Annotated in this window: 22 protein-coding genes; 8 read left to right on the top strand and 14 right to left on the bottom strand. The window is 68.6% G+C overall.

The window, feature by feature from the left end; translation table 11 throughout:
• Positions 1 to 2 precede the first annotated feature (2 nt).
• Positions 3 to 1,166 carry an FAD-binding oxidoreductase gene (locus ABGB01_RS17980; RefSeq protein ID WP_347774575.1) on the top strand — a complete coding sequence of 388 codons (1,164 nt, stop codon included), beginning with the start codon at positions 3 to 5 and terminating at the stop codon, positions 1,164 to 1,166.
• Here the strand turns inward: ABGB01_RS17980 and ABGB01_RS17975 are convergent.
• From ABGB01_RS17975 to ABGB01_RS17950, 6 genes are all read right to left on the bottom strand, one after another.
• Positions 1,135 to 1,560, bottom strand: a complete 426-nt coding sequence (locus ABGB01_RS17975; RefSeq protein WP_347774573.1) for a hypothetical protein — start codon at positions 1,558 to 1,560, stop codon at positions 1,135 to 1,137. The two genes, ABGB01_RS17980 and ABGB01_RS17975, sit on opposite strands and share 32 nt — an antisense overlap.
• 250 nt (positions 1,561 to 1,810) lie before the next feature.
• A complete protein-coding gene (locus ABGB01_RS17970) occupies positions 1,811 to 2,197 on the bottom strand; it encodes a TraR/DksA C4-type zinc finger protein (protein ID WP_347774572.1) in 387 nt (128 codons plus the stop codon).
• Positions 2,198 to 2,330: 133 nt separating this feature from the next.
• Entirely contained in the window at positions 2,331 to 3,443 is a 1,113-nt protein-coding gene (locus tag ABGB01_RS17965) for a winged helix DNA-binding domain-containing protein (protein ID WP_347774570.1), read from the bottom strand.
• Between the two features lie 172 nt (positions 3,444 to 3,615).
• On the bottom strand, positions 3,616 to 3,945 hold the full coding sequence (locus ABGB01_RS17960) for a hypothetical protein (protein ID WP_347774569.1): 330 nt from the start codon (positions 3,943 to 3,945) through the stop codon (positions 3,616 to 3,618).
• A complete protein-coding gene (locus ABGB01_RS17955) occupies positions 3,942 to 4,121 on the bottom strand; it encodes a hypothetical protein (RefSeq protein WP_347774568.1) in 180 nt (59 codons plus the stop codon). Before ABGB01_RS17955 ends, ABGB01_RS17960 begins: the two co-directional genes overlap by 4 nt.
• Before the next feature lie 289 nt (positions 4,122 to 4,410).
• The gene (locus ABGB01_RS17950; RefSeq protein WP_347774567.1) at positions 4,411 to 8,442 is read right to left on the bottom strand and encodes a glycosyl hydrolase 115 family protein; all 4,032 of its coding nucleotides are present in this window, start codon (positions 8,440 to 8,442) and stop codon (positions 4,411 to 4,413) included.
• A 202-nt stretch (positions 8,443 to 8,644) separates the two neighbouring features.
• Between ABGB01_RS17950 and ABGB01_RS17945 the strand changes: the two genes are divergently transcribed.
• A complete protein-coding gene (locus ABGB01_RS17945; RefSeq protein WP_347774566.1) occupies positions 8,645 to 9,637 on the top strand; it encodes a LacI family DNA-binding transcriptional regulator in 993 nt (330 codons plus the stop codon).
• A 25-nt stretch (positions 9,638 to 9,662) separates the two neighbouring features.
• Here the strand turns inward: ABGB01_RS17945 and ABGB01_RS17940 are convergent, their stop codons facing one another.
• Positions 9,663 to 10,241, bottom strand: a complete 579-nt coding sequence (locus ABGB01_RS17940) for a TetR family transcriptional regulator (RefSeq protein WP_347616224.1) — start codon at positions 10,239 to 10,241, stop codon at positions 9,663 to 9,665.
• 92 nt (positions 10,242 to 10,333) lie between these two features.
• On the opposite strand from ABGB01_RS17940, the gene ABGB01_RS17935 reads away from it, so the two are divergent.
• Both ABGB01_RS17935 and ABGB01_RS17930 read left to right on the top strand, forming a co-directional pair.
• Positions 10,334 to 11,731 (top strand): MFS transporter, encoded by a 1,398-nt coding sequence (locus ABGB01_RS17935; RefSeq protein WP_347774565.1) that lies wholly within the window; start codon positions 10,334 to 10,336, stop codon positions 11,729 to 11,731.
• Positions 11,732 to 11,908: 177 nt separating this feature from the next.
• The gene (locus ABGB01_RS17930) at positions 11,909 to 13,018 is read left to right on the top strand and encodes a YbdK family carboxylate-amine ligase (RefSeq protein ID WP_347774564.1); all 1,110 of its coding nucleotides are present in this window, start codon (positions 11,909 to 11,911) and stop codon (positions 13,016 to 13,018) included.
• Positions 13,019 to 13,098: 80 nt separating this feature from the next.
• Here the strand turns inward: ABGB01_RS17930 and ABGB01_RS17925 are convergent, their stop codons facing one another.
• The 6 genes from ABGB01_RS17925 to ABGB01_RS17900 form a co-directional block, all read right to left on the bottom strand.
• Positions 13,099 to 13,983, bottom strand: a complete 885-nt coding sequence (locus ABGB01_RS17925) for a carbohydrate ABC transporter permease (protein ID WP_347774563.1) — start codon at positions 13,981 to 13,983, stop codon at positions 13,099 to 13,101.
• Positions 13,980 to 14,921: a sugar ABC transporter permease gene (locus ABGB01_RS17920; RefSeq protein ID WP_347774562.1), complete on the bottom strand. Its 942-nt coding sequence runs from the start codon at positions 14,919 to 14,921 to the stop codon at positions 13,980 to 13,982. Before ABGB01_RS17920 ends, ABGB01_RS17925 begins: the two co-directional genes overlap by 4 nt.
• A gap of 78 nt (positions 14,922 to 14,999) precedes the next feature.
• On the bottom strand, positions 15,000 to 16,361 hold the full coding sequence (locus tag ABGB01_RS17915; protein WP_347774561.1) for an extracellular solute-binding protein: 1,362 nt from the start codon (positions 16,359 to 16,361) through the stop codon (positions 15,000 to 15,002).
• Between the two features lie 170 nt (positions 16,362 to 16,531).
• Positions 16,532 to 18,703 (bottom strand): alpha/beta hydrolase-fold protein, encoded by a 2,172-nt coding sequence (locus tag ABGB01_RS17910; protein ID WP_347774560.1) that lies wholly within the window; start codon positions 18,701 to 18,703, stop codon positions 16,532 to 16,534.
• A gap of 187 nt (positions 18,704 to 18,890) precedes the next feature.
• Positions 18,891 to 19,877, bottom strand: a complete 987-nt coding sequence (locus ABGB01_RS17905) for a LacI family DNA-binding transcriptional regulator (protein WP_347774611.1) — start codon at positions 19,875 to 19,877, stop codon at positions 18,891 to 18,893.
• Positions 19,878 to 20,080: 203 nt separating this feature from the next.
• Positions 20,081 to 20,851 (bottom strand): FadR/GntR family transcriptional regulator, encoded by a 771-nt coding sequence (locus ABGB01_RS17900; RefSeq protein WP_347774559.1) that lies wholly within the window; start codon positions 20,849 to 20,851, stop codon positions 20,081 to 20,083.
• Between the two features lie 125 nt (positions 20,852 to 20,976).
• Between ABGB01_RS17900 and ABGB01_RS17895 the strand changes: the two genes are divergently transcribed.
• Genes ABGB01_RS17895 through ABGB01_RS17880 form a run of 4 tightly spaced genes read left to right on the top strand, consistent with a single transcriptional unit; the run spans position 20,977 to position 25,141 of the window.
• On the top strand, positions 20,977 to 22,245 hold the full coding sequence (locus ABGB01_RS17895) for an extracellular solute-binding protein (protein ID WP_347774558.1): 1,269 nt from the start codon (positions 20,977 to 20,979) through the stop codon (positions 22,243 to 22,245).
• Positions 22,246 to 22,249: 4 nt separating this feature from the next.
• Positions 22,250 to 23,134: a sugar ABC transporter permease gene (locus ABGB01_RS17890; RefSeq protein ID WP_347774557.1), complete on the top strand. Its 885-nt coding sequence runs from the start codon at positions 22,250 to 22,252 to the stop codon at positions 23,132 to 23,134.
• Positions 23,134 to 23,961 (top strand): carbohydrate ABC transporter permease, encoded by an 828-nt coding sequence (locus ABGB01_RS17885; RefSeq protein WP_347616234.1) that lies wholly within the window; start codon positions 23,134 to 23,136, stop codon positions 23,959 to 23,961. Before ABGB01_RS17890 ends, ABGB01_RS17885 begins: the two co-directional genes overlap by 1 nt.
• A 34-nt stretch (positions 23,962 to 23,995) precedes the next feature.
• Entirely contained in the window at positions 23,996 to 25,141 is a 1,146-nt protein-coding gene (locus ABGB01_RS17880) for a mandelate racemase/muconate lactonizing enzyme family protein (RefSeq protein WP_347774556.1), read from the top strand.
• A gap of 119 nt (positions 25,142 to 25,260) precedes the next feature.
• Here the strand turns inward: ABGB01_RS17880 and ABGB01_RS17875 are convergent, their stop codons facing one another.
• A complete protein-coding gene (locus tag ABGB01_RS17875; RefSeq protein WP_347774555.1) occupies positions 25,261 to 26,502 on the bottom strand; it encodes a cellulose binding domain-containing protein in 1,242 nt (413 codons plus the stop codon).
• Positions 26,503 to 26,595 lie beyond the last annotated feature (93 nt).

The following is a 26,595-nucleotide window of genomic DNA, read 5'->3' as shown; positions in this document are numbered from 1 at the left end:
CCGTGCCTGAAATCCTCATCGTCGGCGCCGGAGTAGTGGGCGCGTCCACCGCGTTCCACCTGGCCGCACAGGAGTCTGTGAAGGGAAGCTCGGTCACCGTGCTCGACGCACGGCACGCCGGCGAGGGCATGAGCAGCCGCTCATCGGCTCTGGTCCGCATGCACTACACCTTCGACCAGGAGGTACGGCTCGCCGTCGACAGCCTGACCTACTTCCGCGAATGGGCAGAGCGGATCGGCCGTCCCCCGGTCTTCCGTGAATGCGGTTTCATCCGGATCGTCGGCCCAGGCGAGGAGGAGCAGCTCAGGAAGAACGTCGAAATGCAGGTGGCCTGCGGAGCGGAGGCCGAGGTCATCACCGCTGCCGACGTCCTGGAGCTCGAGCCCGGCTGGCAGGTGGACGACGTGGTGGCCGCCGCGTACGAGCCCAGGGCCGGGTACGGCGACGGCGCCGTTGTCGCCGGCGACTTTCTTGCCAGAGCCAGGGAACTGGGCGTCGGTTACCGCCCCAACACCCCGGTCCGCGCCCTCATCGAAGAAGGCGGCCGAGTACGCGGCGTCACCACCGACGACGGTGACATCCTGGCCGACCTCGTCATCCTCGCCACCGGCGTCTGGACTCGCCCGCTTCTCCAGGGCATCGGTGTCGACCTGCCCATCGAATCCGAGTACCACGAGGTGGCCGTCCTGCGTGACGGCGGCAACGGCGCCGCCAGCCGTACGGCCTGCATCGACTCGGGGACCGGTACCTACTTCAGACCGGAGCCCGGGGCGGGCCTGCTCCTCGGCGAGTTCACCGGCCCCAGGGACGGCATCGACCCGGACGACTTCCCTCAGGTACCCGGTGACCTGGCCGTCGAGATGGTCGGCCGCGCCGCCCGCCGCATCCCCGCCCTGGCCGAGGCCGGCATCGCCGGCGGGGTCACCGGCGTCTACGACCTCACCCCCGACGCCCGCCCCCTGCTCGGGCCCACGTCAGGGCTGGAAGGACTGATCGTCGCCGCGGGCTTCTCCGGCATGGGCTTCAAGATCTGCCCCGCCGTCGGCCGCGCCCTCGCCGAACTGGCCCTGGACCGGACCCAGACCATCGACATCTCCGCCTTCAATCCCGACCGCTTCGCTGAGGGGAAGCCGATCACGCCGCTGTACGGATACTCCGACGACTGACCGGACCGACGTCGGCTTCGCCAAGCTGACACTCTGCGATCGTCGCCGGCGCGGTCTGTACCTTCGACCACGTGACTTCGTCGACCCGGCCCCTCGTCTCTCGGATGGTCATGGCCTCCTCGATAACGAAGCCCACTCCGATCATGCGGGCCAACACGGCGTCCTTCTGGGCGCGCAGCACATCGTCGACCTTCTCTTCGATCGTGACGAGATAGTCGGTGATCTCGTTCATGGTCAGCTGCATCGCAAGCTGCGCCATAACCGCTGCAGCAGTAGCCAGAAGCGCCGGGTTGGGCGCAACCGATCCGGGCCCCTTCGCGATCTGGAGCCACGACTTGATCGAGCCCGGCCGCCCCACCATGGCATGGCTGACGCCTGGAGTCTTGCTTTCCATCAACCCGCATCTCTCGGCAAGCTACGCGGACTCCTTGGTCAGCTTCACCCAGCGACCTGAGTTGGCGGCAATCTCGGAACCTGCCTGTGCGGCTCCAGCCCCGATACCGAGGACGCCGCCCGCTACGACGGGCGGCCACTCGACTCTTCTGGCGCCGACGCTGGGCCCGCGGCGTTCGGTGTTCCCCTCGAGTACGTTCCCGGGGCGATCGGACGGCCGCCGCGTCCGCAGGTCCAGAAGGCGGGGCAGGTCAGCGGCGGCGGGAGGCGCAATTCACACAGGTCTTGATGGCCGGGAGGACTTTCAGGCGCTCGATGGGGATGCGTTGCCCGCACCTCGCGCAGGTCCCGTAGGTGCCATCGCGTAGCCGCTCGGAAGCGAGGTCCAGTTCGGCGAGGTGTGTCAGGGCCTGATCGAGAAGGGCCTGGACGTGGGCCCGCTCGAACGCCGTGGACGTGCCCTCTGGGTCGTGCTCGTCGTCGGAGGCCGTCAGCGCCGACGATGTGACGATCCCGTCCCGGTCGCGGCCCAGCAGGGCGATACGGTCCGTGGTTCTGCGGCGGTCGGCGTCGAGCAGTTCGTGTATGGTCGCCTGCTCGGAGAGGGAAAGCGCGGCGTCCCGACGGTGTTCGGTCATCACGGCTCCTCACCTTCCCCACCAGATTATTCGCCGCCCTTCCCTGGAGATGACCTGGGCAGGGGTGGTCCTGGGCCTTTCGCCCGCGAATGCCACGGCCGCGGCCGAAACGCCCCAGAGCTCGGCCGCCAGGTCACGGCCAGCGCACCTCCGGGGTGCGTTCCACGAACTGCGCGTACCGCTCGAACGCCCGCTCAACCTCTGCCCGGTCGCTTCCGCGGAGCGGTGAGAGCGGCTGCACGGCGATCCGTACCCGGCTCTTCGTGAGGGTGCGTTTCCAGATGGCCACGACCCGGCCGGCGCGCACCACCGTGGACTGGAAGATCCCGTTGTTACCGGGGATGATGGCCGCCTTGTGCTCGTCGGCGACCATGAGTGAGCGGTCTTTGTAGCCCAGCAGGTATTCGTCGAACCCCGGCAGCACGAGCACCTCGTCGTCGCCCGCCGGGGAAGGGGCGGTGTCGAGGAGCGCCGCGTCGACGTACGTCTCCACCCCGTCGACGGTCACCCGGGCCAGCGCGTCGCCGGCCACGGCGATGCCGCGTTTGGCGTCGGCCGCGGTCAGGCCGGCCCAGCCCGCGAAGTCTTGCCTTGTGGTCGGTCCACGGCCGCGGAAGTAACGCAGGGCGATGGTGCCCAGCGCCTCGTCGCGCTCTGGCCGGTGCGGGTCGGGAACCCACTCGTCGAGCAGCACGAAGCTCTGCTCGTTGCCGATGTTGGGGGCGATGCACAGCAGGCCCCGCTGGCTGGCGTACCACAGCAGGTGGTAGCCGCGCTGGCCACTGGTGTCGATGCCCTTGCCGGCCAGCACGGCCAGGCACTCCGACCGGCTCAGCCGCCCGCCGCCGGTCAGGGCCGCGCCCAGCACCTCCATGGCCTGAACGGCGGTCTCCTCGGAGAGGCCGAGGTATTCGCGCCGCCGCGCCGCACCGCTCAGCACCCGGACGCCCATCAATTCGACCATCCAGCGGGCGTCGCGGGACGGGACGAAATGGATGGTGCCGCGCATCGGCCACGTGCGCAGCGCCTCACGCCGCTCCAGCGCGGCGGTGACGTCGGCGGCGGTGCATCCGGGCAGTCTCACGCCGAACGACCACAGACCGCTGGCCAGGTCTTGCGCCTGCATCGCCCCGAGCCAGCTCACCACCTCGGCCACGCCCGTCGCCCGCCCGGCACCACCGGGCGACGCTCGTAGCAGCAGGCTGGACATCCGCAGGCCGAGCACCTGCTGGGGGGAGAGTTCCACGGGTCAACCGTATCCTTCGCCGCCGACAATCCCGCCGATGTGATCGCCTGTCGTCTCACCAGGAAGGGGGTGTGCGGGCGGGTCTTACGGGCGGGCGGCCTGAACCCCTGGGTGTACGTCAGGCCGCCCGCGGCCCCGCCGGCCGGGCTCGACCCCCGACCGGCGGGACTGCTCATCGAGCCTGGCCGACGAGCAGGCGGCGCCACCACTCGTGCGCCTCCTCACGGCGCCACCATTCAGCCGTCCAGGACACGGGCGGCACGCCCCGGCGGGAAAGGGTCCGGCGGCGGATCTGGTAGACGCCGGCGCAGGAGACCAACTCGTAGGCGGTCATCTGGCAGGAGCAGGTGTGCGCGACGACCCGGCCGGGCCCGAGACCCTGCCCGATCCACCGCAGCGCCGTACACCCGGAGCGCGGCACGGCCGGATGCGGCGAAATCCCCGGGCAGTCCTCGTCCGTGAGGACATCAGGCGGAGCGAGATCGACGGCGGACGCGGTCACCGCATGGTCCGTACGAACCGGCACCTCTGCTCGGCGATGCCCTCCTGGGCCGCGATGGCCTGGCACAACCCCACCAGATCGTCGGCATCGACCGTACGGTGCGCGCCCGCGTCCTCAACGGCCCGGGGAAACGGCCGCTCGCGCGTCGCCCACAACCGCCCGGCGTCGCTGCGCATGATCCGCCACCCGGCGAACACCGGACGAGCGGCGGCTACGGCCCTATCCTCTCGAGTGGCACTCAGCACGATTGTTCGTGCGAGATCGTGCCGGTCGGCGTATCCGCTCTTCGGTTTCGAGAATCTGGAGCGCCGCTATATATCCTCGGCCCTCTCTCCGATGTTCAACCCGCGGTTGATGGCGAGCTTCGTACGAACGGGCGGGACTCCGATCTCACGGAGTCCCGCCCGTTCTCGTTGCCGCTCGCTGGTTGTGGACCAGTCGTAGATCGTGATCGAGGTCAGGGGGTCATGAGGCGCTCGCTTTCCGGTTGCTGGGGTCCTGGAAGCCGGTCAGGCCGGGGGTGTCGTCCGTGGTCAGGACGATCTGGTTGAGCACCAGCCCTGCCTCACGAGGCGCCAGCGAGATCGTGTGCTCGCCCGGCTCGAGCGCCAGCGCGGCGGCGGCGACGCTCGTGCTGCCGTACCAGGTCTCGAACCCGGTCTCCGGCCCGGACTTGCTCGAGTGGTATCTCCACTTCCCGTCGACGAGCACGTGGTAGGAGTCGGCGTCGGGGTTCGGGTTGCTGGTGTTGGCGAACAGGTAGTACGTGCCACCGGTCCGGATGTCGACGGTGAACTCGAGCCGCGGTGGTGCTCCCGCCGCGGAGCTTCCGTTGACCTTCTCCGCCGGGCCGGCCTTGAACAGCGCCTCGGCCTGGGCCGTCGTGGTCGCCAGCCAGTTCGCCTTGGCGCCGGCGTCGGCCGGCGGGACGACCTGGAGGCCGTTACGGGCCAGCGCCCAGGTGTGCGTCCCGTTGTTGCTGTCGGTGGCGCGAGCGGCGGCACTGTTCTCGAGCGCGTCGGCCGCGTCGATGACCGCCAGGCCGTCCTGCTCCTGGTACGGGCCGGTCGGCGCGTCGTCGGCCCTGCCCACCGTGACGGGCGCCACCCAGGCCTGCCCGCCACCGGCGGTGATGGAGAGTTCGGCCTTCCCCACCCTGTGCCCGGTGACCTGGATGCGACCGTCCTTCACGGCGACCGACGCGGCGGTCGTGTTGTCGGACTCCGCGGCCTCCACGTCCCGCACGCCCTCGACCGTGCTCGTCTCGCCCACCGACGTCTGGATCGCGGGCAGCCGGTGGAGCTCCGGCATCGTGCGCGGAAGGGGCGCCACGATGGCCTTCTGGGGTGCGGCGATGTTGTTCGGGCTCTCGGGCGGGCCGACCAGGCCGTCACCGGCCGCGCCGGCGCGGGTCTCGATGATGATCCGGTCGAAGAGGATCGCCGCGTCCGAACGGTAGACCACGAGGTCGTGCCAGCCCGGTGTGGTCACGTCGACGGTGAACTGCAGGGGTTCGATGGCATGCATGATGTTGAATCCCCAGGGGCTGGTGCTCGTGCCGGCGACGGAGTTGCCGCGCAGCAGGCTGGGGGTTTGCTTGTCGAGCCCGATCGCCGTGCGTGCGGTTCGCGGCGTGCCCTCGTCGTCCGTGCCTTCGTTCAGCGTCGGAATGCGGTAGAAGGTCCCGGTGAACTTTCCGGTGGAGGTGAAGTGGACCCGGTATCTCAGGCGGGCGGTCGTCTCGAAGCCGGAGTCGACCCGGGGCGCGATCTCCGGGAAGCTGCCCATCGATGCCCCGCGCTGGCCCACGCCCTCGAGTGGCGCCCAGCGGCTGCCGTCGGCGCCGGGCACGTTCTCGGAGAAGTGCTCGGCCTCGATGGCCACGTATCCGCCGGCCTCCAGGTGCGCCTTCTCGGCGGCACGGTGCAACTCCACGGCCGCCCGCTCCGCCTTGACCGTGAACGTCGCGACCGGGTCGCCGACCTTGGCCCCGTCGACGGCGTTGAAGACCCGGATCGTCCCCGTCGTGGCCGGGTTCTTCTCGGCGACCGTCACCGTGACGCGTTGCTCTGTCGCGGTCTTGCCCGAGCGCCGGGAAAGGGTGATCCACGGAGCGTCCGCCTCGGCGACCCACTCCTGCGGGGCGGCCACGTCGTCCCGGGAGAACACGTCGAAGAACCGCTTGTCGTCGGGCGCGGCCGAGTTGAACGTCAGCGTGCCGCGGCCAGGCTCCTTGCTTCCCTCGGCGGCGGCGCCCACCGCGTCGGTCGGTGTGGCCACCCGGGCATACCGGTCGTTGGTGAGCATGACGGCGCCCTCGTTCGGGAAGCCTTCGGGATGGCTGTGGCCGATGGCGTCGTCCCACTTGCCGTCGCTGATCGTGTTCCAGTAGTCCTCGTCGGTGAAAATGCGCTGACGGGCCTGCTTGGAGAGCAACTCGTAACTCCCCGCGCTGGCGTAACGGCCTTGGGCGGCGGCGAGCTGGTTCTTCCAGTAATAGCCGATCTGCTCGGCCATGTTGCGGTAGGACCGGACTCGGTGGAGCACCTGCTGATAGAACGCGGAGCGATGGCGGGGGTCGAGTTTCGCGGAAACGCGCTCGAGAATCGCCACCAGTTCGTTGGACTCGTTGATGTAGCGCTGGAGCTCATCCCCGTCCGAGGTGGCGCTGAACGGGAAGACCTGACCGTTGTGGATCCTTCCCGAGTCGGCGTTGGACGAGTTGACCTCCCCCCACGACTCGGCGCGCTTGGTGCTCTCGAGCACGTCGAACCGTTTCAGCGCGTCGACGACCGCGGCGGCGTCGCCGCCCCTCAGCCGGAAGTCTCTCTGCACGTGCTCGGTGAGGAACTTCTTGCCGATGTTCGTGTCGTCGTAGCCCTCGACGTGCCACGCGAGCTTGGCGAACAGGTCGAGCTTGATCTCGCCGGGCTTGATGTCCCCGACGTTGAGGATCCAGTAGCGTCCCGCACCGGAATTCCACGCCCGACGCAGTTGCTGCACCATCAGGGACATGGGCGTCGAGTTCAGCCACAGGTAGCTCTTCGGCTCGCCCCAGTAGGAGTTGTGATAGTAGACGCCGTTGCCGCCGGACCTGGCCGCTTCGGCCCGCGTGGGCACCTGGCGCAGATAACCGTGGTTGTCCTCGGCCCACATCAGGGTCACGTCGCCGGGGATGTGCTCCTTCAGCCCGGCGTTGTAGAGATCGTTCATCTCCTTGTAGGGGATGAACACCTGCGGCACGGCGTCGGCTCTGCCATAGATCTCTGCGATCAGCTTGCGCTGCTCGCGAATGACGTCGGCCAGCATCTCGATCTTGTCCTTGAACCCGTACGGGTTGCCGGGCGTGAACACCGGATCGCTGTCGTGCACACCGCGGATGCCCAGGGCGAGGATGTTCTCGAATGCGGCGTTGGCGACCACGCGCTGGCGCCAGTACTCCAGGATCGCGGGTTTGTTGATCGAGTAGTCGAAGGCGGCCACGGCGTCCGGGCCCTTGATGTCCCACGCGTCCTTGTTGCGGTCGTACCACTGTCGCCACTCGCCCTCGTTGTTGCGCAACATCAGCTCCGCGTGGGAGGAGGACGCGACCACGCCGAACGCCGCCGCCTCGCGAGCGTTGACCGGTGTTCCGTTGTCGTACGTCCCGGTGTCGGTGACCGCGTTGAACGCCGTCGACGCCAGGTGCATCGCCGGCCAGAGCGTGTTCAGCCTGAGCCGCAACATCAGCTCGAAGACGTGCCGGTAGTAGTTGACCTCAGGCGTGCCCTTGCCGGTGGGGAACTTCTTCTTCGCCCACGCGACGGTGCGTTCCTCATCGTTGACGAAGATTCCGCGGTATTTGACGTCCGGCCCGTCGTCGACCCTGGCCTTGCCTTTGACCTTGATGTCGTCGCGCTGCCTGACCGGCACGTCGCCGTACCAGTACCACGGCGAGACCCCGATCTCCTCGGAGACCGAGTAGATCCCGTAGATCGTCCCGCGGGCGTCGCTGCCCGCGATCACCAGGGCCTTGCCGACCCCGGGGACCGGGTTCTTGACGGTCTTGGCCGCGTACGCCTCCCACCTGCCCTCGATCCCGGCGGCCTCGTCGAATTTGCCGGCTTCTACGATCTCGTCGATCAGCCGGCTCTGACCGAGCTGGCCGACGATGATCGCGGTCTTCTGGCCCGCGGCCTCGGTCAGCAGGGCCGGCGTCTTCCTCCGGTCGGCCTTCGCCAGCCGTGCTTCCTTGGCCGGCTCGTCGTCGACGAACAGGCTCTGCACCTCACCGGGATCGATCGCCCCGGTCACCATGGCGACGTCCTGACGTAAGTCCTGGACCGCGCGACGCACCTGCTTGTAGTCCCGATCGGCGTGGTCGCCGCCATAGGACGGGTCGATCAGGATCGGCGCGGTCGTGCGGCCGTCGAAGATGGTGAAGTCGGTCGATGCCGCCTGTGCCGGCGTCACCGCCACCGACGTCAGCGACGCGGTCAGCAGAGCGCCGGTCGTCACAACCGCGGACCACCGCCTGACCCGACTGCCGATCGTGTGCTGCTCGTGCTGCACAGCTTGACCTTTTCGCCCGGGCTGCGACATCCCTCGCTCCTCTCGCCCGACACGTCACCGTGTGGCCGGCATGATCGCAACGTAGGTATGACGCGACAATTTCTGCAAGGTGTTGCCAGAATTTCCATATTCGTGGCTAGATGCGTTCGTGCAGCCCACCATCTTCGACGTCGCGCAAGCCGCCGGCGTGGCCGCGTCGACGGTCTCCCGGGCGTTCAACAAGCCCGGCCGGGTCAACGAGGCGACGCGACAGCGGATCGTCGCGGCCGCCGCGCAGCTCGGCTATCAGCACAGACCGCAGAACCGCGCTCTTGCGGGTCTGCGCCACCGCACCATCGCCATGGTGCTGTCCGACATCACCAACCCCCACTTCTTCGAGCTGATCCGCGGCGCCGAGCAGCGCGCGCGGGCGTCCGACGCCACTCTGGTGATCGTCAACGCCGAGGAATCCCGGCGCATCGAGGAGAACCAGATCCGCGACCTGGCCACCGGCGTGGACGGGTTCGTGCTGGCTTCCAGCCGGCTGGGCAACGAGGTCCTGCGCGACCTCGCCAAAGTGCACCGGATCGTCCTGTTCAACCGAGAGCTGCCCGGGTTGACCAGCGTGACGTTCGACACCGTCACCGGCTGCCAGCAGATCCTGGAGCACCTGGCCTCGCTCGGGCACCGGAGCTTCACCTACTGCGCCGGGCCACCCGGCTCCTGGATGGGTGCGACGCGCTGGGCGGCGCTGAGCGGCGGGGCCGAAGCGCAGGGTCTGACGGCCCACCGGATCGGTCCGTACGCCCCCAACGTCGCGGGCGGCGGGGCCGCCGCCGACGGAGCACTGCGCACCGAGGCGACGGCGGTCATCGCTCACAACGACCTCCTGGCGATCGGCATCATCAGGCGCCTCGCCCAGCGCGGTGTTCGTGTCCCGGCCGACATCAGCGTGATCGGGTTCGACGACATCTTCGCCGCCGACTTCGTCCATCCTTCGTTGAGCACTCTGGCCGGGCCCGGCTCGCACGCCGGCCGGCTCGCCGTGGAGCTCCTGATCGAGCAGCTCGCCGCACGATCACCACGCGAGGGCGAGGCGATCCGCCTGCCCACCGAGCTGGTGATCCGCGGGTCGTCCGGCCCGGTGGAACGCCGCGACTGAGCGGCCCGGCCGTGGCAGGCCGACGCTAGCCGGTCAGCACCGACTGCACGGACTTCGTCACCATGTCGGCGGCGTCGTGTGCGGGCAGGCGTCCCGCGCGTACCTCGCTCGCCGCTCCGTGCAGGATGTAGTGGACGAGGCTCACCAGCCAGGTGGTGGGAAGATCGGCGCGGAAGACGCCTTGTTCCTGGCCGCGGCGGATGAGGTCGGCCATGCGCCGGGCGGGTTCTGCGTGCAGTTCGCGCACCCGCCCTGCGGGGAGGACCGCCTCGGCGGCGGCCAGCAGCGCCGCTGACTCGGCCACGATCTCCCAGCTCGACGCCAGCAGGCGGGTCATGGCTTCGTGGGCGTCCCCCGTCAGGTCGAGGGACGACAGGGTTTCGTCGCCGGCTCGCAACGCGTCCATGAGTGCCGCTTCGACCAGGTCGGCCCGGGTGCGGAAGTGCCCGTAGAGGGTCATCCGCCCGACTCCGGCGGCCTGCGCGATGTCGTCCGTGGTCGTGTTCGGGTCCGAACTCAGCGATGCGCGCGCCGCGGACACGATGCGGGCGATGTTGCGCTCGGCATCGGCGCGACGTCTGGAGCGCGCGGAGGGTGCAGCCATACCACCAGTTTAACTCGTATGCGCATATACAGGTTATAGTGACGGCTAGATCTCGTATATGAGAGTACGAGTTGTTCTCATGGAGGAAACCGATGGCCCAACCAGCGGTACGCCAGACCTCATCCCACGAGCCGCATCCGGCGCGGTGGCGCATCCTCGGCTTCCTCGGGGTGGCCCAGCTCATGCTGATCCTCGACGTCACCGTCGTGGCCATCGCACTGCCCCACATCGGGACGGACCTCGAGCTCAGCCGCGAGGCGCTGACCTGGACGGTCAGCGCCTACACGCTCACCTTCGGCGGACTGATGCTGCTCGGCGGACGCATCACGGACCTCGTGGGAGCCAAGCGGGTCGTGCTCGCCGGGCTGCTCCTGTTCGCCGCCGCTTCGCTGGTCACCGGGCTGGCCGGGTCCGCAGGCATGCTGGTGGGCGGTCGCGTGGCGCAGGGCGTCGGGGCGGCGCTCCTGTCGCCCTCCGCCCTGTCGCTGGTGGTGGCGCTGTTCGACGGAGAGGAGCGGAACAAGGCTCTGGGTGTCTGGTCCGCGCTCGGCGGCGGCGGCGCCGCCCTCGGCGTCCTCCTCGGCGGCCTGCTCACCGCGGGCCCAGGGTGGTCGTGGGTCTTCTACGTCAACGTGCCCATCGGGCTCGTGATCGCCGCAGTGCTCGCCACTCTGCTGCCGGCCCGGCCGGCCGCGTCCGCCGACCGGCCACGGCTCGACGCCCTCGGCGCGATCCTGGTGACGGCCTCGTCCGCGTCGTTGATCTACGCCCTCATCGCCGCAGGCGAACGGGGTTGGCTCAGTGCGCTCACTGGATGGCTCGTCCTGGCGGCCGCCGTCGGCTACGTGCTGTTCGTGCTGTGGCAGCGGCGGGCCCGCTCGCCCCTGATGGACGTCCGGCTGCTGGCCAGGCGGCCTGTGGCGACCGGCGCTTTCCTCATCCTGCTGGCCACGGCGCTGATGATCGCCGTGTTCTTCCTGGGCACCTTCTACTTCCAGCACGCCGTGGGGTACGGCGCCCTGCAGGCAGGGCTGCTGTTCCTGCCCGTGGCACTGGCGACGATGCTCGGCGCCAACCTGACCGGACGCCTGCTCGGCCGGTGGGGTGGACGCCGGCTGGCCGTCACGGGCCTGACGGTCGCGGCGATCGGCATGGCCGTGCCGGCGGTCTCGATGAACACGGTCACCGTCGTGGTCGGCGTGGCCGTCGCGGCGGCGGGCACCGGCGCGATGTTCGTCATCGCCTCAGCGACCGCACTCGGCCAGGTGGCGCCCCACGAAGCCGGGGTCGCCTCCGGCATCGTGAGCACCTTCCACGAGTTCGGCGCCTCCATCGGAGCCGCGGTCGTGTCGAGCGTCGCAGCCGCGAGCCTGGTCGGGACCACGTTGAGCGGCTTCACCAACGGGTTCATCGTGGCGGCCGTCTCAGCAGCGGTCGGCGCCGTCGCTGTCGCGCTGCTGACACCCGGCCGCACGGACCGACAGGCCTGAATCCTGCCGGAAATCGCCTCGACGCCGGGTGAATACCGTGGCCTCTGCGGGCAAGAGCCTTCGAGACGAAGGTAGTGACCGACGTCAGCTCATATCCGCGACGGAGGCCGAGCCGGGTCGTACACCCAAGTGAGGGAGCATCTGCCGCGGAGTGGCTTGCGCTTCAGGGGGCCGCTCATGAAAACGGACCGCACACCCGCACGTGCGGAGCATGACGCACGCCCGTCCCTGACGCTGGGTGTGGAAGAGGAGTTCGTCCTGCTGGACCGCTCCGACGGGCGTCCGGCCGACCGGGCGCCCGCGATCCTGGCCCTGCTCGACGGCGAGCCGCGGGTCAAGCATGAATTCCTGCGCTACCAGCTGGAGACCGTCACCGGCGTGTGCACGGATCTGGGCCAGGTGGGGCAGGAACTGGTGCGGACTCGACGGCTGGCCGCCCGCGCGGCGGCCGAACTGGACTGCCATCTGGTCGCCACCGGCATGGCACCGCAGCCTGGTCCCTGCCCGTGCCCGGTCACGGCCGATCCCCGCTATCTGCGGCTGATGGCCCGCTACGGTTCCCTGGTCGAGGGGCCTGGCACCTGCGGTTGCCATGTGCACATCGGCGTGCCTTCACGGGAGCTGGGCGTGCGGGTCCTGGCGCGGTTGCGGCCCTACCTCGCCACGCTGCTGGCGCTCAGCGTCAACTCTCCCGTCGCCGACGGCCGCGACACCGGCTGGGCGAGCAGTCGCTACCCCTGGTGGACCCGCAGACCCTCGGCGGTGCCTCCCCGGGTGTGGCGATCCGCGGCCGCCTATGACGCCACCGTACGCCGCCTGATCCTCCACGGGGATGCGCTGGACGAGCGAGGTGTCTACTTCCACGCTCGCCTGTCACCGCGCTACCCCACGGTGGAGGTGCGCATCATGGACGTCTGCCTCACGGTCGAGGACACCGTCCTGGTCGCCGGACTGGCACGGGCCCTGGTCGCGTCGGCGATCGACGACGAGAGGCGCGGCGTGCCGGTCAGGGTCGTCAGCGGCCGGCGGATCGCCGCCGACCTGCGCGCCGCCGCCCGGCACGGCCTGGCCGCGCGCGCCGCCGATCCGTGCACCGGATTCCCGGCGCCGCACCACCATCTGGCGGATGCCGTCCTGAACCGCCTGCCCGAACCCGAGCCGATCGCCGGCCTGCTCCGCTGCCTCGCCCTTCGCGGTACGGGTGCCGACAGACAGCGCGCGATGCTGGCCCGTGCCGACACGCCACAACGCTTCGCCCAGTTCCTCGCCGAGGCCACCCTGCGGTGAATCCGCGCCGTCCACGGACCCGGCCTGGGCATCTTGCTTGCGGCACATCGCGCCGCACACGACGGCGCATGTGCCGCGGCCTATCTCAGGCCACCGACGGACAGCCCTCCGCGCCAGTGCCGTTGAAGGGTGAAGAAGGCGATGACGAGGGGGACGACCGACACGAGCGCGCCCATGATGATGAGGCTCCAGAGGGAGGTGCTGCCCGCATTGTTCGCCGAGGCGATTCCCTGCCAGAGGCCGAGTCCGACGGTGACGGGGAAAAGGCGGTTGTCGGAGAGCATGGCCAGGGGCAGGAAGTAGTTGTTCCAGGATGCCACGGCGGACAGGAGCAGCACGGTGACCACCGCAGGCCGCATCAGCGGGAACGCGACCTGGACGAACGTTCGTATCTCACCCGCGCCATCGGCCCGCGCCGCGTCCAGGATCTCGTCGGGAACCGCGTCGCGCGCGTACACGTGCATCAGATAGACCCCGAAGGGGTTGAGAAGTGAGGGGAGGATCACCGCCCAGATCGTGTTCGTCAGTCCGAGCTGGGAGAACATCATGAAGGTCGGAATCACCAGGGCCGTTGCGGGCACCATCAGCGCGCCGAGCACGAGTGCGAAGCTGAAGCGTCTGGCGGCGAATCGGTATTTGGCGAATCCGTAGCCGGCCATGACGGCCAGGATCGTGGCGCCGACCCCGCCCGCGAATGCGTACAACGTGGAGTTGAGTATCCACCTGCCGTAGATCCCGTTGTCGTAGGTGAACAGCTGCCGGAGGTTGCCGAGATAGTCGATCTCGGTGGCGAACCACAGGGTGTTGCCGCCGCCGAACAGGCCGGGGGCGTCTTTGGAGCTGTTGACGATGACCCACCAGAACGGCACGAGAAAGTACACGACCAGAAAGCCGAGAAGCACCTGCAGAGGGAGATGGCGTTGTGGCCGGCGGCGGGCGGCGGCGCGGGAGCGGTCATTCGTCACAGGAAGCTCCTTCGCTTGCGGGTGAAGAACAGGAAGGCGTAGACGCCGACGAACACGATCCCGCCGAGAGCGAAGGAGATCGCCGATCCGTAGTTGAAGTTCGCGAGTGAGAACGCCTGCTGATAGGCGTACATGTTGGGGGTGAAGTCCGGTCCGATCGTGCCGGCCGCGAGCGACCGCAGAATCTGTGGTTCGTTGAAGAACTGCAGGGTGCCGATGAGCGAGAAGACCAGGATCAGGATCAGCGCCGGGGCGATCAGCGGAATCTTGATCCGCAGCGCGATCTGCCATTTGCCGGCGCCGTCCATGCGGGCGGCCTCATAGAGTGCCGGGTCGATGCCCTGGAGCGCCGCGTACAGGATGATCATGTAGTAGCCGGCCCACTGCCAGGTCACGATGTTGACCAGTCCGTAGAAGATCAGGTTGCTGCTGAGGAAGTCAGGCGGGGTGGCGCCGAACAACCCGAAGACGTCGGTGAGCGGCCCGAAGCTCTTGCTGTACAGGAACCCCCACATGACGGCCCCGATGACCGTGGGAATCGCGTAGGGGAGAAAGATCATGAGGCGGGAGAAGCGGGTGAACAGGGAGGTCACCGCATCGAGGATCAGGGCCATCGCGAGTGCGGCGATGATCTGTATCGGAATGGAGACCAGCGAGAAGCGGACGACGAACCACGATCCTGACAGGAAGCTCGGGTCGCTGAACGCCTTCACGTAATTGTCGAGGAAGACGAAGCTGGTGCCGCCGATCAGCTTCTTCTGAAAGAGACTGAGGTACAACGCGTACCCGAGCGGCGCGATGAGCAGAGCGAGGAAGACGATTCCGAATGGCCCGACGAAGAGCCACCCCATCAGATGCTCGCGGAGGCGTACCGTGCCGCGGGTTCTGCGTGTCTTCTCCTGGGCGGGTGGTGTGCTCTTCTCGATCAGAATGGTCACGTTGGGCTCCGGAATGTCGGTGCTGGCAGATCACGGGTGGGCCGGCCGGCCGAAGACGGGCCCGGCCCACCCTGCTCGTCACTTGACGGTGAAACCTTGTTCCTGGGCGTAGCCCGCCACGTCCTCCTGAAGCCGGTCGGCCGCCTGCGCACCCGTGTCGGAACCCTTGATGAGGGCACTGACCTGCTTGGTCATGGCGTCGAAGTAGTACTGGCCGAACGGGCTGTAGGTGACACCCTTGTAGGCGTTCGCCGCGGGGACGTAGACCTCCTTGTTCGCCTGCTGGCCATCGAAGAAGGCCACCTTCAAGTTCACGAACTCGGGGTCGTTGAGCGCTTTGAGGTTCAGCGGGAAAATGATCTGGTTGGTCCAGCCGTGGGTGAGCGACTCCTTGTCGGCGTAGAGGCCGTACGCCGCCTTCGCCGCGAGTTCGGGGTTCTTCGCCTGGCTCGTCACGGAGAAGGCTGACCCGCCCCAGTTCACCTGCACCGGGTTGTCGGCATCCCACTGCGGCAGCGGCGCCACCGCGAACTTGCCGGTGTCCTCGCCCTTGCCGACGCCCGCGCCGGTGAGGTAGCCGGGCGCCCAGGCCGCCGAGATGTACGTCGCGTACTTCCCGTTGATCACTCCGGAGATGTACTCGGGCGTGAACTGGTCCTGTGTCCCGACCAGCCCCTTGCGCGCGAGGCCCGCCCAGTAGTCGAGCACGTCCTTGGAGGCCTGGTCGTTCAGCGCGATGCCGATCGTGCTCTGCTGCGCCGGGTCGTAGGTGAACGGCACGGCGCCCTTCTGGATCTGCAGCGCCATCGTGAGGGCTGACACGTTCGCGGCGAAGTCACCGAACTGCGGGCCACCCGCGTCCTTCATCTTCTGGGCCGCCTGCTCGTACTCGGCCCACGTCTTCGGCGGCTTGATGTCGTACTTGTCGAAGATGTCCTTGCGGTAGATCATCGCCATCGGGCCGCCGTCGACCGGGACGCCGTAGACCGCGTCACCGACGGAGACGTCCTTCCACGCGCCCTCGCTGTAGTCGGCCTTGACGCCGTCGAAGCCGTACTTCTTGATGTCGACGAGCGCGTTCTGGATCTGGAAGGTCGGGATCCGGTCCATCTCGATCATGATCACGTCGGGTGCGCCGGTGCCCGCCGAGATGGCCGTCTGGAACTTGTCGTACTCGTCACTGCCCTGGCCGACGTTGGTCCAGCAGACCTGCACCTCGCTGTTCTGCTTGTTGAAGTTGTCGACGACGAGTTGCATGTTGGGATACCAGCCCCACATCGTCACGACCGGCAGGTCCTTCTTGGGGATCGTGTTCGTGCAGTTGCTCGCGCCGCTTCCGCTCGCGTCGCTTGCTCCTCCTTGCTCGCTGGAGGAGCAGGAGGCGAGCGCGGTCGCGGCGGCGAGCATGGCTGCCGCGACAAGGAGCCTTTTCTTCTTCATTGGCATGTTTCCCTCTGGATCGCAGCGCACGGAGGTTCCTGCGCTGCCGCTGAGATCGAGCGATCGACCGGGACGGGGCACAGGTGACGCGACCTGCGCCCCGCCCGTTCGTGTCGCCCCTTTGTGAGCGCTAACATCATCGACGTCCGACGGCGCCCGGGAAGGCCGGCCTAGCGCTTGAACAGGCGTGGCGCCAGGTCGATGAGGTTCTTCTGCCACACGTCCCAGCCGTGCGGCCCCGGGGTGACCCCGTCGAACTCGTACCTGATGCCGAGGTCGTTCAGGGTGGCCAGGGACGTCGCGAACGACGGGTACACGAAGTCCGTCTGGTCGCCGACGTACAGGCGCAACAGCTTGGTCCCGTTGTTGATCGCCTCCGCGTCGACGCCCGCGCCGCTGCCGAAGCCGGCCGAGAACGCCGCCACATAGGCGAACCTGCCCGGGTGTGCCTTGAGCACCCCGAACGTCTGCCCGCCTCCCATCGACAGGCCGGCGAGGGCCTGCTGGGACGGGTCGCTGGAGACGTTGTAGCGGTCACGGACAGCAGGAACGATGTTCTCCAGCAGTTCCTTGTTGAAGTCGGACACGTTGCCGTTGCCCATCACGACCACCATCGGCACCAGGTCCCCGTCGAGGAACTGGTGGTCGAGGATCTGCTTGGCGCGTCCCATCTCCACCCAGTCCGTGTAGTTCTGTCCGCCACCGTGCTGGAGGTGGAAGACGGGGTACGGCTCCGCGCGGTCCGGGTCGTATCCAGGCGGGGTCCACACCAACGCGGTCCGGTCCTCATTCGCCACGCCGCTCCGGTACGTCATGCTCTCGACCTTGCCGCCCTTGCCGGCGGGAACGTCCGAGAGCAGGCGCGCCCTCTCGCCAGGGACGAAGAAGGTGCTCCACGTCGGCTCCGAGGTCACCTTCGTCGGGTTCGACGCGTCCTTGACCGCGACCCGATCCACCATCAGCCGGTAGTAGTAGAACCACGGGTCGAGCGGGCCCACGGTCGCTCGCCACCGGTCTCCCGCGCGGGACAGCGGGATGCGCAGCCAGCTCCCGTTGGGAGCCCAGTTCGCCCACACCGTGACGTGCTGGGCGTCCTGGAAGTCCGTGGTGGTCTCGAAGGTGACGAAGCCGTCCTCGGCCACGAACGGCGTCGGAGTGGTGCCGGGCGCCGGCGGGGTGAACTCGCCCTTCAGCCGGCCGTGACCGTCGCTCGGGCCGTGATCCGACACCTTACGGAACAACCGCGGCACGAAGTCGATCAGGTTCTCCTGCCAGGCGTTCCAGTTGGCCCCGGCGTCGGGGTTGACACCGTCGAACTCGTACCTGACATGGGCGCGGTCCAGCGCCTTCGTCAGGCGGTTGGTCGCGTTGTACGCGGGATCCGTCACGTTCCCCGTGTACAGGCGCAGCAGCTTGACGTGGCGGTTGATCGTGTTCGCGTTCGCCCGGCCGACGCCGTCCGCCAGGAGGCCCGAGAACGAGCCGGCGTAGGCGAACCGGGTCGGGCGGGTCAGGGCGGCACGCAGCGCCCGCGTCCCACCCTCGGTCACACCGGCGATCGCCTGATGCGCGGGGTCGTGGTGGACTCGGTAGCGGTCCGCGACCGCCTTCCGGAGATCCTCCACCTCCTTGTCACCGGCGGACCCGTGACCGTCGCTGATCACGACCACCATCGGCTCCATGTCCCGCTGAGCCGACAGATTGTCGAAGATCTGCTTGGCCCGGCCGAGGTCGAGCCAGTCGGTCGCGCTCACACCGTCGCCGGACTGCAGGAAGAGCACCGGATAGGCCTTGGGGCCCTGGGCCGGGTAGCCCGGCGGCGTCCACACCAGAGCCGACTTCTCCTGCTTCCCGGCCCGGTAGGTCAGGGTCTCGACCTTGCCTCCCTGGCCCTCGGGCACGTCCGCCAGCAGGCGCACAGCGTCGCCCGGCACGAAGAAGGTGCTCCAGAGGGGCTTGGACGCCACCTTGGTGTTGTTCGTCGGGTCCTTGAGGCCCGTGTCATCGGCCGTGACCTGGTAGGAGTACAGGCCTGGCTTGAGCGGGCCGAGGACTCCCGAGAAGACGTCGCCCCTGCGGGTCAGGCCGAACTCCGCCCAGGTGGCTGAGGGGCCGAAGTTCCCCTCGATGACGACCTGCCCCGCGCCGGCCTCGATGGCGGCAGCCGGGACGCTGAACGACGCGTAGCCGTCCTCGGAGACGGTGAGCCATGGCGTGTCGGCCGCCACCGGCCCCGGCGCGAGCAACACCGCCGCGATCGCCATGACGCCGGCGGCGATCGCCGAGGTGAGCCGGCGCACGCCCAGGGGGCGCGACCTGCCGTGATAAGGTAAAAATGGCATGCAGAAACTCCCTTGATGGCCTGGCCACGGATGGTTACCTGCGGGCCGGCCTAGATCAGCGATGGCTGTGTTATGGGTCTGTTTCCACCACCTCCGTCCGTAATGGGGGTCAGCTTGCCCACCTGACGTTCGTTGCCGCGAACGTCAGGTGCGCCGAGACGTCACACCTGTGGGTGGCGTCACGCTTTCACAAACTTCTCGGTGCCGCGGTCGAGCCGCGCACCACCAGGCGGGTCGGGAGCACGATCTGGCCGGGGCCCTCCCAATCGCCGCGCACCAGCGACTTCAACATGCGCGCGGCCTCGTTCCCGAGCAGATACATCGACTGGTCCACCGTGGTCAGGCCCGGCTCGGCCAGCGCGGAGTCCGGGATGTTGTCGAAGCCGGCCACCGACAGGTCGCCGGGAACGTCGAGCCCCAGGTCTCTTGCGACCTCCAGCGTTTTCAGCGCCATGCCGTCGTTCGCCGCGAAGATCGCCGTCGGGCGGTCCGCCCTGTCCAGCAGCGCCCGCGCGAGCGGCGCCGCCGACTCGGGAGTGAAGTCCCCTCTCGCGATCAGCTCCGGATCGACGGGGATGCCGGCATCGGTCAGCGCCCTCCGGTAGCCCTCCTCGCGCGCCACCGCGGAGGCCAGGCTGGAGCGGCCGGCGATGAAGGCGATCCGCCGGTGCCCCAAGTCAAGGAGATGCTCGACCACCGCGGTGGCACCGGCGAGATTGTCGGCCGTCACCGACGGCGCCGTCGAGCCCATCGCCGGATCGATGACCACGACCGGGGTGCCGCTCCGCACCTCGCCCGAGGGTGTGACGACGATGGAGCCGTCCGTGAGCGTGCCCGCCAGGCGGGCCAGATGCCGCTGCTCCCAGCCCTCGGAATAGGACCCGTAAAGGTCGCTGTTGGCGTAGATGATCAGGTCGAAGCCCGACTGGCTCAGCTCGTCCATCACGCCCTTGAGCACCTCGGCCGTGTAGGACTGGAAGCTGTGGGTCACCAGCCCCAGGACGTTCGTACGGCTCCGCCGCAGGCTCGTCGCCACCAGACTCGACTCGTAGCCGAGCTGCTCGATGGCCGAACGGACCTGTGCGATCGTTCTCGCGCTGACGCCGTAGCGCCCGTTGACCACCCGCGACACGGTGGCGGTGGAGACGCCCGCCGATCGTGCGACATCGCTCATCGTCACCGGTGCGCCACCCTCGGCCATGCCGCCCTCACCAGTTGCAATCGTTATCGGTTACGTTTGCAGCGTCACGGTAAGCGATCAGGATTGCAGAAACAAGACCTTTTCGGACGGCCGTACATCAGGTATAACGTTGGCCGGATCGCACGGGCGCCCTGGGCGGTGATGTCGCTGCGGCAGTCGAGGACGGCGGCCGGGCGCTAGCGTTGCAGGCGCACGGGAGCGCTCGGCGCGTTGCGCCGGACGAGCCAGGCCTCGGTGATGTGTGTGAACATCGCTTCGGCGGCGCCGTCGGGGTCGTGGGCGGCGATGCGCTCGTAGATCCGGCGATGGCCCTGATTGGACGCCACGCACAGAGCGCGTTCCGGCTTGCCCATGTAGCGGGCGGTGTTGATCACCTGGCTCTCCAGCGCTCGCACCACGCCCCGGGCGATGCGGTTGCCGGACGCCTGCATGATCACGTCGTGGAAGGCACGGTCGTGGTCGGCGTAGGTGACGTGGTCGTCCACGAGGTCGTCCATCCGGTCCACGAGCGCGCGCAGCCGCTCGACGGTCTCCTCGCCGGCCACGCGGGCGGCGAGGTGGGCCATGTCGGACTCGAGCAGCCGGCGGGTGACGACGAGGTCGTCGAGGATGCCCAGGCTCTCGTCCATGTCGATGGTCGCGGCGAGCACGAGCTCGTCGAGCATGTCCCACTTCGTGGGCGGGGTGACCATGGTGCCCGCGCCCTGGCGGACCTGGACGAGCCCTTTCTCCTGGAGGATCTTCACGGCCTCGCGCACGACGGTCCGGCTCACCGAGAAGGTCTCGCACAACACGGGCTCGGGGGGAAGGGGCGTGCCCGACGGGTGCACGCCGCGGACGATGCGCTCGACGAGCTCCGCCGTCACCGCCTTGGCGAGGCTGGCCGGCCGCCGGACCCATGCGGGCGGGGCGGAGGCGCTGCCGGGCGATTCCTGCGATGTCGTCATGGCCCCCTCCAGTGCCTCGACCGGCGCCAGTATAGGGCATTCCTGTTGACGTCATACGTCATACGAGTTACGTTTCCGTGGCAGACGGCCGAGGACGCCGGCCGCGTTCTGGAGAGTGAACAGCCATGAAGCAGCGAAGACTATGGGCGGCCGTCCTCGTCACAGGACTGGCCGTGACCGGCTGCGGGAGCGCCGCACCGACACAGCCCTCGTCCGGGGACACCACGAGCACGATCGTGGTCTGGGACTGGAAATCCGGCGAACCCGGCGTGGCCTCCTACCTGGAGAAGGCCAAGGCCGATTTCGCCAGGAAACATCCCGACGTCACCGTCGAGTTCGTGGCCCAGCCGTTCGACCAGTACTACACGCTCCTCGGGGCGGCCACCCAGTCGGGGAAGGGCCCCGACGTCATGCTGTTCAACGGCGGCGGGCAGATCCGCGACCGGGTGAACACGCTGCTGCCGCTGGACCGGTACGTCGCCGACGACAGGCAGCGGCTGGCGGGCTGGGACGCCTTCAGCAAGGACGGCACGATCTATGCCGCCCCGGTGACGTTGCAGGGCCACCCGATCTACTACAACAAGACGATCTACCAGAAGGCCGGGCTGGACCCCGCGAACCCGCCGAAGACGTGGAACGAGTTCGTCAGCGGCTGCGCAGCCGTCAAGAAGACGGCCGGCGCCAGGTGCCTCGCCCTCGGCAACAAGGAGGGCTTCGGCATCCAGTTCTTCATGTCGGGGCTCGGACCGGGCATCCTGACGCCCAAGGAGTACGACGACTGGATCGCCGGGAAGCGCGACTGGACCTCTCCCCACGTGAAGGAGATCTTCAACCTGTGGAAGAAGGTCAACGACGACGGCCTGAACAACGACGGGCCCAACTCCACCGCGCTGTTCAACGACGCCTTCGCCCTCTTCAACACCGGTAAGGCCGCCACCATCATCGGGCTGATGTCGGATGTCGGGCATTGGAAGGACTTCGGCGAGTTCCTGGGCGCCGGCCAGGTCGGCGTCATGACGGCCCCGGTGGTCACCGGCGAGGCCACGCCCGTCCTTCCCTACGACGGAGGCATCGGCTACGCGGTCGCCAAGTCGGCCAAGAACCCCGCGCTGGCAGCCGACCTGGTGCGGTCGCTGACCTCGACCGACGCTCTGACCGCCTTCTACACCGGCGCCGGCGCGATCACCTCCGACACCACGATCGACGTGTCGCAGGGCGCTCCCGCCGTGGCGGCGATCGTGCCCCAGATCAAGACCGGCAAGCCCGCCCTGCACGTCGCGCTGTCCAGCAAGACCCTGGAGCTGATGGGCAGGTTGTCCCAGCAGCTTCTGAGCGGGTCGGCGAGCGTCGACGACGTGGTGAGGCAACTGGCCGCCTCGGACAAGGCGAGTTGATCGCGTGCCGATCGGAGGTCCCCCGGGGGCGCGGGCCGAGCGTTTCGCGCCCTTCGTCCTGGTGGCTCCAGCCGTACTGATCATCGTGGCCCTGCGGTTGTGGCCGCTGGTGCTGGGCGTCAACTTCTCCTTCACCGGAGACGGCGAGCGCAACGGGATGCCCGTCGGCTTCGACAACTACGCCGAACTGCTGAACGACCCGTTGTTCCGCACCGCACTGGGCAATGTCGGACTGCTGGTGCTCCTGCTTCCCTTCGCGGTCGCGATCCCCGGCCTGCTGGCGACGTTCATCTATCTGCGGGTGCCCGGGCATCGGCTCTTCCGCGGCGTCTACTTCTTCCCCGCCGTGCTCTCACCGGTGATCGTCGGTGCCATCTTCAACCTGATGCTCGGCTTCGACGGCCCGTTGAACACCGCCCTGGGACAGATCGGCCTCGGCCCCGTCGACTGGCTCGGCGACCCGGGCCTGGCCATGTTCACGGTCATCGGCGTGCACGTCTGGGCGACGTTCGGGATGGCCCTGGTGGTCTTCCTCGCCGGATTCTCCACCCTGGACGCCGCGCTCCTGGACGCCGCCCGGATGGACGGCGCGTCACTTCCCCAGACCATCTGGCATGTCATCGTCCCGGGCCTGTCGCGCACCATCCAGTTCGTCTTCGTGACCACCATGATCGGAATGCTGACCTCGATGTTCGGCCTGCTGTACGTGATGACCAGCGGAGGACCTGAAGGTTCGACGTACCTGCCGGAGTTCTACGTCTGGATCCAGCAGGGACAGATGAACCGCCCGGCACTCGCCTCGGCCGCGTCGACGGTGTTGTTCCTCATCATGCTCGTGGTCGGAATCCTTCAGGTGGCGGTGCTGCGCCGGGCGGGGAGGGAGGACTGATGCGCGGCATGCGCCTGGGCAGGTGGCTGGCCGCCGTCCCGATGGCGCTCCTCGCGCTGGCGACCGTCTACCCCCTCGTGTTCACCACCAACGTCGCCATGAAGACCCGGCGGGAGTACATCTTCGACCGGTTCTCCCCGGCGAGCTCACTGCACCTGGAGAACATCGCCGCGGCGTGGAACAGCGTCGGCATGGCGCGCTACTTCGCCAACTCGCTCTTCGTGGTGACGGCCGCGGTCATCCTGCTGCTGCTCTTCGGGTCGATGGCCGGCTTCGCACTGGCTCAGTTGCGTTTCCGCGGCTCCTCAGTGTTGTTCCTCGGCTGCCTGGCGGCGTTGTTCGTCCCGTTCCAGGTGATCATGGTGCCGCTGACCCGGGTCATGGCGGCCGGAGGCCTCATCGACACCTACCCCGGACTGATTCTGACCTACGTCGCGCAGTTCCTCCCCTTCACCGTCTTCCTGATGACCAGCCACTACCGGACCATCCCCGTGGAGATCGTCCACGCCGCGAAGATCGACGGGAACTCCACCTACGGCGTCTACCGGCGCATCATGATCCCGCTCGGCGCTCCGGCCCTGCTGTCGGTCGGCATCCTCGACGCCCTGTTCTGCTGGAACGACGTGCTCATCTCCCTGCTGATGACGCCGTCCCCGGAGCATCGCACCCTCATGGTCGGGGTCACCGCGCTACGCGGCCAGTACTCGGACAACATCCCCCAGTTCGCCTCGGGAGTCCTGATCGCCGCGGTACCCGTCCTGTTGATCTATCTCTTCCTGCAACGCCAGATCGCCGACGGTGTCACCGCCGGTTCCACGAAGGGCTGACATGCGCATCTCGGGGTATCGGACGCTCACGACAGTGCATGAATGGGGCCGCACCGTCGGCGACGCCAACGGCGTCCACGCCGACGGGAACGTGCCGGTGCCGATCATCATGGTGGACACCGACGAAGGCATCACCGGCGTCGGCCTCGGGCCGCACGCGCACCTCGACACCGTCTTCGCCGCCATCGAGGGAGAGGATCCGCGCGGCGTGACGGCGCTCTACGACCGCATGCTGCGGCAGACGTTCAAGGCCGGTCACGCGGGCGCCGTGTTCGGGACCATCGGCGCACTCGACACCGCTCTGTGGGACATCAAGGCACAGGCCGCCGGCGAACCGCTCTGGCGTCTGCTGGGCGGTCGCGACAGGCGGGTCCCCGCCTACGCCTCCGGCCTCGACATCAGCCTGACCGACGAGGAACTCGCCTCCCTCTACCAGGGGTACGCCCGGCACGGGCTGCGGGCGGCCAAGCTCAAGGGCGGCCTCGACCTCGAACGCGACCGGCACCGCCTCACCCTCGTACGAGAGGTCCTGGCCGAGGCCGGGCACGGATCGCGGCCGGGTCTGATGCTCGACGTGAACGAGTCCTGGACCCGCAAGCAGGCGGTCCGGCACGTCTGCGAGCTGGAACGCACCCTGGACCTGGTGTGGATCGAAGAGCCGGTCCGGCGGTGGGACGCCGAAGGTCTCGTCACCGTCGGCCGCGGGATCCGCGCCTCGGTCGCCACGGGCGAGAACCTCACCGGGCTCGATCAGTACCGGCCGCTGCTGGCGGCGGGGGCCGTCGACATCGTCCAGACGGCCGCCGTCTGGGGGATCACCCATTTCCTGCGCGTATCCGCTCTGGCGCACGCCCACGACCTGCCGGTCAGCCCGATCGGCACCACCCCGATCGGCCTGCTGCACTCCGCGACGTCGGTGCCGAACCACCTGGTCAGCGAACTGCAGGACCTGCGGCCACCGCTCGGGGTGTCCCTCGATCTGACCGTCGAGGACGGCGCGTTCATCCTCGGCGACTCCGCGGGGCTGGGCCTCACGATCGACGAGGACACCATCGCCTCGCTCACCCGCCGGTCCGGCGACGCCTTGGAGGCCGACACCCCCAACGTCCGGCCCGAGCACGCCGGAAGACGCCTGCTGACCGTGGCCGATCACGGCGCCGGCCCACCCTCCAGCCCTTGACCCCGCACGACCGACGAGCCTCAGGTGCGGGTCCGCCGTTGGTCGGCGCCGCCATCGCGGGACCGGCCGACGGAGCCTGGCTCCGTCGGCCGGTTGACCTGCGTGCCCGCGGCACCTGGTCAGGAGGCGTCGCAGGAAAGGGTGGGCGTGGCCGGGGAGCCGCCCGCGGTGAAGCCGAACGTGGTGGTGCCGTTGGGGGCGATCGAGCCGTTGTAGGCCTCGTTGCGTACGGTCACGCCGGCTCCGGAGCCGGAGCGGACGCCGTTCCACAGGCTGCTGATCGTCTGCCCGCCCGGCCAGGTCCAGCCGACCGTCCAGCCGTTGACGGCGCTGCCGCCGGCGCGGACGGTCACGGTGGACTGGAAACCGCCGGACCAGGAGTTGACGGTCTCCATCGTGGCCGTGCATCCACCGGGTGCGGGGGTCGGCGATGAGGAGCTCCCGAACTGGGAGAAGAATTTCCACACCTCCGCCTTGGTCCAGGTCGTGACGCCGTTGTCGGTGTAGGTGCCGTCCACGGGGGCCGGCGTGTGGCCGTTGTCGAACGCGGCCCAGACGACCGGATAACCGGCCCGGCACCCGGAGTAGGTGGTGACGATGTGGCCGCGGCTGCCCGAACTCGGCTCGGGCGGGTTCTGCGCGGTACAGCCGTTGTTCCGGACGAACCTGTCACGCAGCGCCCGTCCCTGCGCGATGCCGAGCACGGTGTCTCCGAGGCCGTGCAACCCCATGTACGCGACCGGCTGGGTTCCGCCGCTGCACCCGCTGAGCTGCGCGCCGGAGAAGACCGCGACCGCCCGGAAGACCTCCGGCCGCGAGCACGCGAGAGAGAAGCTCATGCCGCCGCCGTAGCTGAAACCGGTGGCGAAGCGCTGCGAGGTGTCGACGCAGAGGTCCGCCTCGATGAGCCGGATCAGGTCGTCGACGAAGGTGACGTCCTCACCGTTGTTGTTCGCCCAGCCGTTGTTGAAGCCCTGGGGCGCGACGAAGATCGCGCCGTTGCCCGACAGCTGCCTGAGGCCGTAGAAGGACCAGGGGTATCCGCTGGCTCCGCCGGAGTCGACGTCGGCGGCGGTGCCGCCCAGCCAGTGGAAGCCGAAGATCAACCGGTAGGGGGTGCCGTTGTCGTAGCCGTCGGGCAGCCTGAGGATGTAGGAGCGGTTCTTGCCGCTGGTCTGGATCGAGTGCGTGCCGCTGTTCAGCGTCGGGGTCTTGCCGCATCCGGCGGTCGTCGCGAGGGCGCCGGCGGGCGCCGCGGCGGCGCCGGCGTCGCTGCTCATCGCCGCACCGCCCGTGGCCAGTACGAGAAGCGCCGCGGCGGCGACCGCGATGGTGGTGAAAAGGGAGCCGCGTCCTGACATCACGTAACTCCGTTCTTGGTGCGGATGGCGATCCGTGTGGATGGGGGAACCATTCGCTGCTCCCTTGTCCGGCGAGAGCATCGGCCGGTTCGG

Source organism: Nonomuraea sp. B5E05, from assembly GCF_039880665.1.
Lineage (GTDB): Bacteria > Actinomycetota > Actinomycetes > Streptosporangiales > Streptosporangiaceae > Nonomuraea.
The sequence above is the reverse complement of the archived record's forward strand: the minus strand, read 5'-3'. Positions and strand labels throughout refer to the sequence as shown.